Source organism: Actinomadura rubrisoli, from assembly GCF_004349215.1.
Classification (GTDB): domain Bacteria; phylum Actinomycetota; class Actinomycetes; order Streptosporangiales; family Streptosporangiaceae; genus Spirillospora; species Spirillospora rubrisoli.
This window is the reverse complement of the sequence record NZ_SMKU01000433.1, coordinates 1-6,870: the sequence shown is the minus strand read 5'-3', so window position 1 is coordinate 6,870 and position 6,870 is coordinate 1. Positions and strand designations below refer to the sequence as shown.

The following is a 6,870-nucleotide window of genomic DNA, read 5'->3' as shown; positions in this document are numbered from 1 at the left end:
GACAAGAACAACGCCACCGCGTCGGTCTTGAACTCCTCCGGATAGTGCTTCAGCGCCATCAAAGACACCTCCTTCCCTGGATCCATGATCCAGGCCTCGAGATGTCCACACTTCAGGGGGAAGGCCCACGTTCCGAGTGGACCGAGTTGAGCACGTCGAGTAGGGCGGTCACCGAACGACGCATGTCGGCTTCCAAGGCCCCCCGCGTGAACGGAAGCCGTTGATCTTGTGGCTGCGGTGGCTTGATCGCCTCCGGGGCCGCGTGTGTCTGTCGAGCGTGAGCGCCCATGTCCCGGTATCACCTCACAGGGCCAAAGAATGTGACGGGAGAGACAGCGTGCACATACAGCGGGTAATCTCGCTACGGTTCCCGTAACGTCGGACAACAAGAGAGATCATGAAATGGGACGGCTCCCAAGATCCGACACGCAGCGCAAACTCCCGGCCAACCAGCAAAGACCGGAACGACGTCAACTCGATCCGGCGCGATCTCTGTGGGATCTAATCGCCGTGGAATTGCGCCGACAGATCTACGTTCAGAGCACGTCGCAAGCTCGGGTAGCCGAGCTACTCGGCTGCACACGTTCGCACGTCACGCGGCTTGTGAGCGGTTCGCGCCGAATGTCCCCGGAGCATGCCGCCGTGCTCGATGCCACTTGGCACCTCCGTGGACTTCTGGCGCATCTGGTGTCTCACGCGCTCGCGCGGCCGGATGACGAATGGCTACCCGCGCTTGCCGCGTACGAGGCACGGGCGACGCGTGTCCGCACGTGGGACGTGGGCGTAATCCCTGGACTGTGGCAGACGCCGGATTACGCGCGGGCAACGTTTGAGCGAGCACACGCGGCCGGACTCATCACGGACGTTGACCGCGCCATGTCGGACCGATTGGAGCGTCAGGCAGCCGTATGGGAGCGGGGCGACTCCCCGCGCATGTCGGCTGTCCTGTCATGGATCGTGCTGGAGTCCCCCGCCGGAAGCGCGGCCGTGATGCGCGCACAGCTTGCGCATCTTCTCAACCTGGCGGAGCGTCCAGGGGTGAGCGTGCGTGTCGTCGGTCGTCACCAGGGATGGCACGTCGGACACGATGGCGCATGTCAGCTTCTCACCGTGGGGGCTGACGTGGCGTTTGCGGAGGCTCCCGGCATGGGGCGCATGGTGCTAGACCCGGAAAGGGTGGAGCGCTACGCACGTCGCATCGAACAAGTCAATGACCTAGCCTGGGACACGTCGGATTCCCGCAACGCAATTACGAGAGCGATGGACACAAACGGATGAACGCGGTATGGCGTAAGGCGTCCCGATCCACTTCGGAGGGTGGGGCATGCGTCGAGCTTGCGCGGTTCCCCGCGACGATCGGCGTGCGAGACAGCAAAGACCCGGAGGGACCTCGCGTTGCACTCCCCATGTCAGCAGTGCGCGAGCTCATGACCCGGATCAAGCGTGGCGAACTGGACGGCTGACCACGCAACTACGAACCCCCCGGCATACCTCGAACGCCGGGGGGTTTCGCGTCTGACCTGGGGTGATGCGAGGTCGGGAGTTGGTACGTACCCTCATGCATGGGTGTTCCGTTGCCATGAATGACGTGCCTGGACGGTGGAAGACAGCCGTACCGCGATCGAGAACGCAATGGAGAGGTACGCATGACCGAGTGGCGAAAGGCGAGCAAGAGCAGTACGGAAGGCGGCGACTGCGTCGAACTAGCCCGGTTCCCGGACACGGTCGGCGTGCGGGACAGCAAGAACCCTCACGGGCCCGCGTTCGCGCTCTCGCGGGAGTCCTTCCGGAGTCTCGTCCGCGACGTCAAGGCGGGCAAGCTCGACACCCCGTAGCGGCTCGCAAGCCCTTCGGGAGCGTAGGTGTTGTTGGTTACCTACACAGCGCGTGCATTGCGGTGCTCTGCCCACTGGGCCGCCCATCGTCCGGCGTCGGCCGGGGTGTGCCCAGCGTGGATCAACCTGGGGATGATCTGGTCGATCTCCACCCAGGACGCACCCCGCCATCGGGGCCACGTCCGGCGCGAGATGTTCCCACCGGCGTTCTACACGCATCACGACCGCATCCGGGCATGGCGTGCCTTGGAGGTGATGGACCGTCCTCGCCAGAGTCGCCAGGTCGGGGGAACCGGGCGAGTAGTCGGCATGACGGCCTTGGACGTGCTCGAACCCCACCGCGAGCCACCCCCCGGCTTCCACCGTCCACGAAAGCCGGGGGGGCGAACTCAGGCACGACAGGGTTTATCGTGGCAGGTCGCCGACCGGTAGGTGCGAGGTGGCCGGTCATGACGAGGGCGATGTCGCGGTGCCATTGGTCAGCGCTGCTTGGACGATGCGGATGGCCTCGCCAGTGTCGATGCCGACGCTGGCGATGATGGCGGCGTACTCGGCGGCGGCGCGGCGTGCCCGTTCGCGTCCCTTCTCGCCGGCTGCGGACACAAACGAGCCGGCCGCTCCGCGGGTCTCGATCAGCCCTGCCTCCTCCAGCTCCCGGTAGGCCCGGCCTACGGTGTTGGCGGCCAGGCGGAGGTCTGCGGCCAGGCGGCGGATGGTCGGCAGCCGGGTGCCCACGGTCAGCGTGTGGTCCTGGATCTGCCGGGCGAGCTGGGCGCGGAGCTGTTCGAACGGCGGGACGGGCGAGGCCGAGTCGATGACGATCACCGGTTCACCCGCCGCTCGTGGCGTGCCGCGCCACCGTGCTGCTCCGCGCGGTCCGCGCAACGATCAGGGCCAACGTGATGGCTCCCAGCGCGACGAAGACAAGCCAGGCAGCGTTCCACCAGCCAAGCGCGGTATCGAACACCGACGCGACCGGCAGGCACCACACCACCGTGGGCGTGGCGACCTCGCGGGCGTCCTCGACCCGCATGATGACGTCGGCGGTCAGCGAGACCTCGTCGTCGGCCACGACCGGGTGCGTCAGAATATGGCGCAACTGGACAATCATGCCGACCGCGACCCCGCACAGGGCGATGAGCAGGACGACCGCCGCGTACCGCGCGGTGGAATCCTGCACGGTCAGGGCACCGATCGCCAGCGCCAGTGCGCCCGCGAACGTGGCAACCGCGAACGCGGCACGCGGCCCGCCGAGAACGGTGCGCCAGCCGAGCCGGACCGGGTGGGCGGCCCGCCGCGGCAACGTCGCGCCGGCTCGCCGGTCGACCCGCCGCACCCACCAGTCCAGCAGCGCCTGGGCCAGCACCAGCCCAGCCACCACCGCCGTCAAGCCCAGCAACGACCAGTGCCGGTAAGGCCCGGACCCGTCAACCGCGGCGTCGGCGGGCCGGTTGGTGACGTAGATGAGGGCGACCGCGATGACGAACGCGGCCAGCAGGACATGAGCGGCCAGACGGGTACCTCGCCGGGCCGCCAGACGCGTGGCCAGCAAAGGTGTCGGCCGGGCGTCGGCCAGGCCGTGCCGGTCCAGCCACACGCCGGCCTGCTCAAGCTGCGCCGGACGCATCGACTGGTCACCATCCGGAGTCGTTCCTTTCGACATGACACCCCTTGTCTCAGCTCTTGCCTCAAGAGGGTGCGTCAAGACTTGCGACAAGTCAAGGACGAGGTGGTCAGTAGCAGCTTCCTCTTGATGGGGCAGCGAGAGCCGACTCCATCCGGATTGGCCGACGCGGCGTTCGGTCACCGCCTCGCGATGCCGCTCACGGACCGGACGAGCCCTATCGAGCGCTGCTGGGAAATGCACCTGACTGACATTGAACGAAGAGATCACGAGAAAGATCATCCCAGTGTGGGTTTTGGGCTTTTGCGGGCTGGACCCCCGGTAGGCCGCACGCGAGGTCGGCGCAGGTCCTGGCGCCGATCACGCGCCTGCGAGCTGACCGGCGTTGGGCACGGCGGTGCCCGGAGCCAAGAAGAAACCCCCGGTCTGAACGCCAAGTTGGGCGACAAGATGCACGCATGACCGAATGTTGCAAGGCGAGCCAAAATGCATCCGAAGGTGGGGAGTGCGTCGAGATGGTGCAGCTTCCGGGCGCGATCGGCGTGCGGGACAGCAAGGACCCGGACGGCCTCGCGTTCGCGCTCTCGCGGGAGTCCTTCCGGAGCCTCGTCCGCGACGTCAAGGCGGGCGAGCTCGACACCCCGTAGCGGCTCGCAAGCCCTTCAGGAGCGTAGGTCCTGTTGGTTTCCTACACAGCGCGTGCGTTGCGGTGCTCTGCCCACTGCTGAGCGATGGACAGGTTGGCCGGAGGCTTGTCAGCCGGATTGGCTGCGGCGCGTCGCCTCCACCGTTCGGCCGATGCCCGCGCGTACAAGTCGAGCGCCTCAGAGGTGGCGCTCGTCCACGCGGGGAACTGCGCCGCCCATCGTTCGGCGTCGGCCGGGGTGTGCCCAGCGTGGATCAACCAGGGGATGATCTGGCCGATCTCCACCCAGGGCACGCCCCGCGACGCGAAACCCCAATCCACCACGTCGTTCGGTGGCGTGTCGTTGAGGTCAGGCGCCTCTAACCATCTATTCCTGTAGTTATCCGACTACTAACAGTAATCTTCCCGGTGGGTACCCACCAATCCCCCCGTGCGGCGTCGAACGCGGCGCGGACGAAAGGAGAGATCCGATGAGCGTGATGCTGCTGGAGCCCAGGGACGCCGGGGTCGCGGTCGCCGACCTGGACACCGGGTTCTTCGACGGTGAGACCGATACCGTCCGGCACGGCCAGCAAGCCTGTACGCAGACCTGCACCAGCGGGTTCACCTACGTGTGCGACACCAGCACCTCCCACACCTGCACATGGGGCCAGACCATCGCCTGCGACTCCTAAGACGCATCGCTGGATGCCGTACTGGCGGGGGCCGCGAGCTGGCGGCCCCCGCCGTCGACTACGAGAAGCCGGGCACGCACGCGATTGCGCGGCGGACGAGGTGGCCAGAGTGGAAGACGCCGGGGCAGCGTGCCCACCAGTGGGCGCGGCGGTGGGTGGGATGGCGGGGCTGGTCGCGGAGGCCGGCTGGGAGGTTCGGCGCGAGGACATCTGGGTGGTGGCGCGGCCGCCGCGTCCTCCTCGGGCGCTGCAAGGGGTGGTGCAGGGGTGGAAGGTGCACGTCGCGGCGCGTCCGGGCACCTTGGAAGAGACGTTGCGGCGGGCGGTACCGGTGCTGGCGCGTCACGGCTGCCCCTTCAAGGTGGTGCAGGACGCCGGGACGCTGGCGAGCTTGAACGCCCCCGATGCGCCGGTGGCGTCGGTGGGTAAGGCCATCACCGTTTATCCGCCGCCGGAGCTGTTCCGCACCCTGGCCGAAGAGTTGGCCAAGGCGCTGGCGGGGTTGCAGGCGCCGCCGGTGCGCAGCGACCGTCGCGTGTGCGACGACAGCCCGGTCCACTACCGCTACGGCCCCTTCGTTCCGCGCTACGGAGTGGACGTCAACGGCCAGCCGATGCTGGTGGTGACCGGGCCTGCCGGTGAGCAGTTCCCCGGAGCGGCCGGCCGCTACTACGCCTGCCCGCCTTGGGAGCGTGACCCTTTCGCCTGCGCCCCGGCGGGCCCGCACGAGGACCTGGCTCGGGCCGTCTCGGCCGAAGCGGACGAGCCGCCGCCCAAGGCGTTCACCGGGCGGGGCCGCCCAGCATCGGGCGCGGACTCGCCGGGAGGACGGGAGGTGGTGCTGGCCGGCAGGTACCGGCTCGACAGCGGCGTGCAGAGCACCGCGCGCGGCCGCGTCTACCGCGGCTGCGACCTGTCCACGGGGCAGGCTGTGGTGGTCAAGGAGGCATGCGCCTTCATCGGCGGCGAGGACGCCCACAGCGACTGCCGCGCGAACCTGCGCCACGAGCACCGCGTCCTGCACGCCCTGCATGCGCCGTCCCTGCCTCCGCTGCCCGGGGTGCCACGGGTGGTGGACCATTTCCGGCTCGGCCTCGACGAGTTCCTGGTGCTGTCCGACCAGGGCACGTGCAACCTGTTCCAGGACGTGGTCGACCACGGCGTCTACACCGACCTGCCACCGGACCGCGCCCCCGGCGGACGCAGCCTGCCCCGGCTCGCAGAACGGCTCGCGCGGCTCCTGGCCGAGATACACCGGCGCGGGGTCGTGGTCCGCGACCTGTCGCCCAAGAACGTCGTGCTGGACGGGGCCGACGGGCTCTCGCTGGTCGACTTCGAGGTCGCCCGTCTGGACGGCCGCCAGCGCTACGGCTACACCCGCGGATACTCCGCCCCCGGCCAGCATCGCAACGAGCCGGCCCGTGCCGAGGACGACCACTTCGCGCTCGGCACCACGCTGTACTACGCCGCCGTCGGGACCGACCCGGTGATGATCCACGACGACGCGCGCCGCAACGCCGAGCAGACCCTTACCGCCCTCGCCCTGGCCCTCCCCGAGAGCGGCCCCACCCTGGTCCACCTTCCCGGGCTGCTCGGCGCCGACCCCGCCGGCCGCGCCGACGCCTTCGCCGCGCTCGCCTCCGCCAGGCGGACCGCCGTCCCCGGCCGCAGCGGCACCGGCCCGTGCCGCACGCCGGAGCGGGCACGCCCCGAACCGCCGCCGGCCCCTCCCGCCGCCGATCCGGGACACCTGCTCGCCGTCACGCTGCGCAACACGATCCGGCACACCGAAGAACTGCTGCGGAGCGCCCCCAACGGCGCGCCGGTCCGCACCGACGCCTGGCAGGGCACCGCGGGCCCGGGCGCCGAACTGCTGCACCACCTCGACACCCCCGGCGCGGGCGGCCCTGCGGACCGCGCGCCGATCATCGACCTGGTCACCGAGCTGGCCCGGCACACCGCCGACGCCACGATCGTGCACTCCTACCCGCCCGGGCTGCTGTTCGGCCGGACCGGGACCGCCCTCTTCCTGGCCTCGGCCGCCCGCCGGCTCGGCGACGATGCCCTGCGGCACGCCGCCCAGGCCATCGC

At 69.3% G+C, this 6,870-nt stretch carries 8 protein-coding genes; 6 read left to right on the top strand and 2 right to left on the bottom strand.

The genetic code is table 11. The features are described from left to right. The first annotated feature begins 402 nt into the window (after positions 1 to 402). The 3 genes from E1298_RS52055 (at position 403) to E1298_RS42120 (ending at position 1,835) form a co-directional block, all read left to right on the top strand. Positions 403 to 1,278, top strand: coding sequence for a Scr1 family TA system antitoxin-like transcriptional regulator (locus E1298_RS52055; RefSeq protein ID WP_424923207.1), 876 nt, complete (start codon positions 403 to 405; stop codon positions 1,276 to 1,278). Continuing rightward, a complete protein-coding gene (locus E1298_RS42125; protein WP_131902987.1) occupies positions 1,275 to 1,463 on the top strand; it encodes a DUF397 domain-containing protein in 189 nt (62 codons plus the stop codon). The genes E1298_RS52055 and E1298_RS42125 overlap by 4 nt, the downstream gene beginning before the upstream one ends. A gap of 183 nt (positions 1,464 to 1,646) precedes the next feature. Continuing rightward, entirely contained in the window at positions 1,647 to 1,835 is a 189-nt protein-coding gene (locus tag E1298_RS42120) for a DUF397 domain-containing protein (RefSeq protein WP_131902986.1), read from the top strand. Positions 1,836 to 2,282: 447 nt separating this feature from the next. On the opposite strand, the gene E1298_RS42115 is transcribed toward E1298_RS42120, so the two are convergent. Both E1298_RS42115 and E1298_RS42110 read right to left on the bottom strand, forming a co-directional pair. Then, on the bottom strand, positions 2,283 to 2,660 hold the full coding sequence (locus E1298_RS42115) for a GntR family transcriptional regulator (RefSeq protein ID WP_131902985.1): 378 nt from the start codon (positions 2,658 to 2,660) through the stop codon (positions 2,283 to 2,285). A 4-nt stretch (positions 2,661 to 2,664) separates the two neighbouring features. Next, complete coding sequence (locus tag E1298_RS42110) at positions 2,665 to 3,462, bottom strand: hypothetical protein (RefSeq protein WP_131902984.1); 798 nt, start codon at positions 3,460 to 3,462, stop codon at positions 2,665 to 2,667. Positions 3,463 to 3,917: 455 nt separating this feature from the next. Between E1298_RS42110 and E1298_RS42105 the strand changes: the two genes are divergently transcribed. The 3 genes from E1298_RS42105 to E1298_RS42095 all read left to right on the top strand — a co-directional run. Then, positions 3,918 to 4,106: a DUF397 domain-containing protein gene (locus tag E1298_RS42105; RefSeq protein WP_131902983.1), complete on the top strand. Its 189-nt coding sequence runs from the start codon at positions 3,918 to 3,920 to the stop codon at positions 4,104 to 4,106. 469 nt (positions 4,107 to 4,575) lie between these two features. Continuing rightward, a complete protein-coding gene (locus E1298_RS42100) occupies positions 4,576 to 4,779 on the top strand; it encodes a hypothetical protein (RefSeq protein ID WP_131902982.1) in 204 nt (67 codons plus the stop codon). 160 nt (positions 4,780 to 4,939) lie between these two features. Next, positions 4,940 to 6,870: class III lanthionine synthetase LanKC N-terminal domain-containing protein (locus E1298_RS42095; protein WP_207945164.1), on the top strand; the 1,931-nt coding region annotated here is incomplete at its 3' end.

Excerpts from the sequence above, each read along its gene's own strand:
- E1298_RS42100 (WP_131902982.1), top strand. The coding sequence starts at position 4,576 with ATGAGCGTGATGCTGCTGGAGCCCAGGGACGCCGGGGTCGCGGTCGCC.
- E1298_RS42110 (WP_131902984.1), bottom strand. The coding sequence starts at position 3,462 with ATGCGTCCGGCGCAGCTTGAGCAGGCCGGCGTGTGGCTGGACCGGCAC.
- E1298_RS42120 (WP_131902986.1), top strand. The coding sequence starts at position 1,647 with ATGACCGAGTGGCGAAAGGCGAGCAAGAGCAGTACGGAAGGCGGCGAC.
- E1298_RS42105 (WP_131902983.1), top strand. The coding sequence starts at position 3,918 with ATGACCGAATGTTGCAAGGCGAGCCAAAATGCATCCGAAGGTGGGGAG.
- E1298_RS42125 (WP_131902987.1), top strand. The coding sequence starts at position 1,275 with ATGAACGCGGTATGGCGTAAGGCGTCCCGATCCACTTCGGAGGGTGGG.
- E1298_RS52055 (WP_424923207.1), top strand. The coding sequence starts at position 403 with ATGGGACGGCTCCCAAGATCCGACACGCAGCGCAAACTCCCGGCCAAC.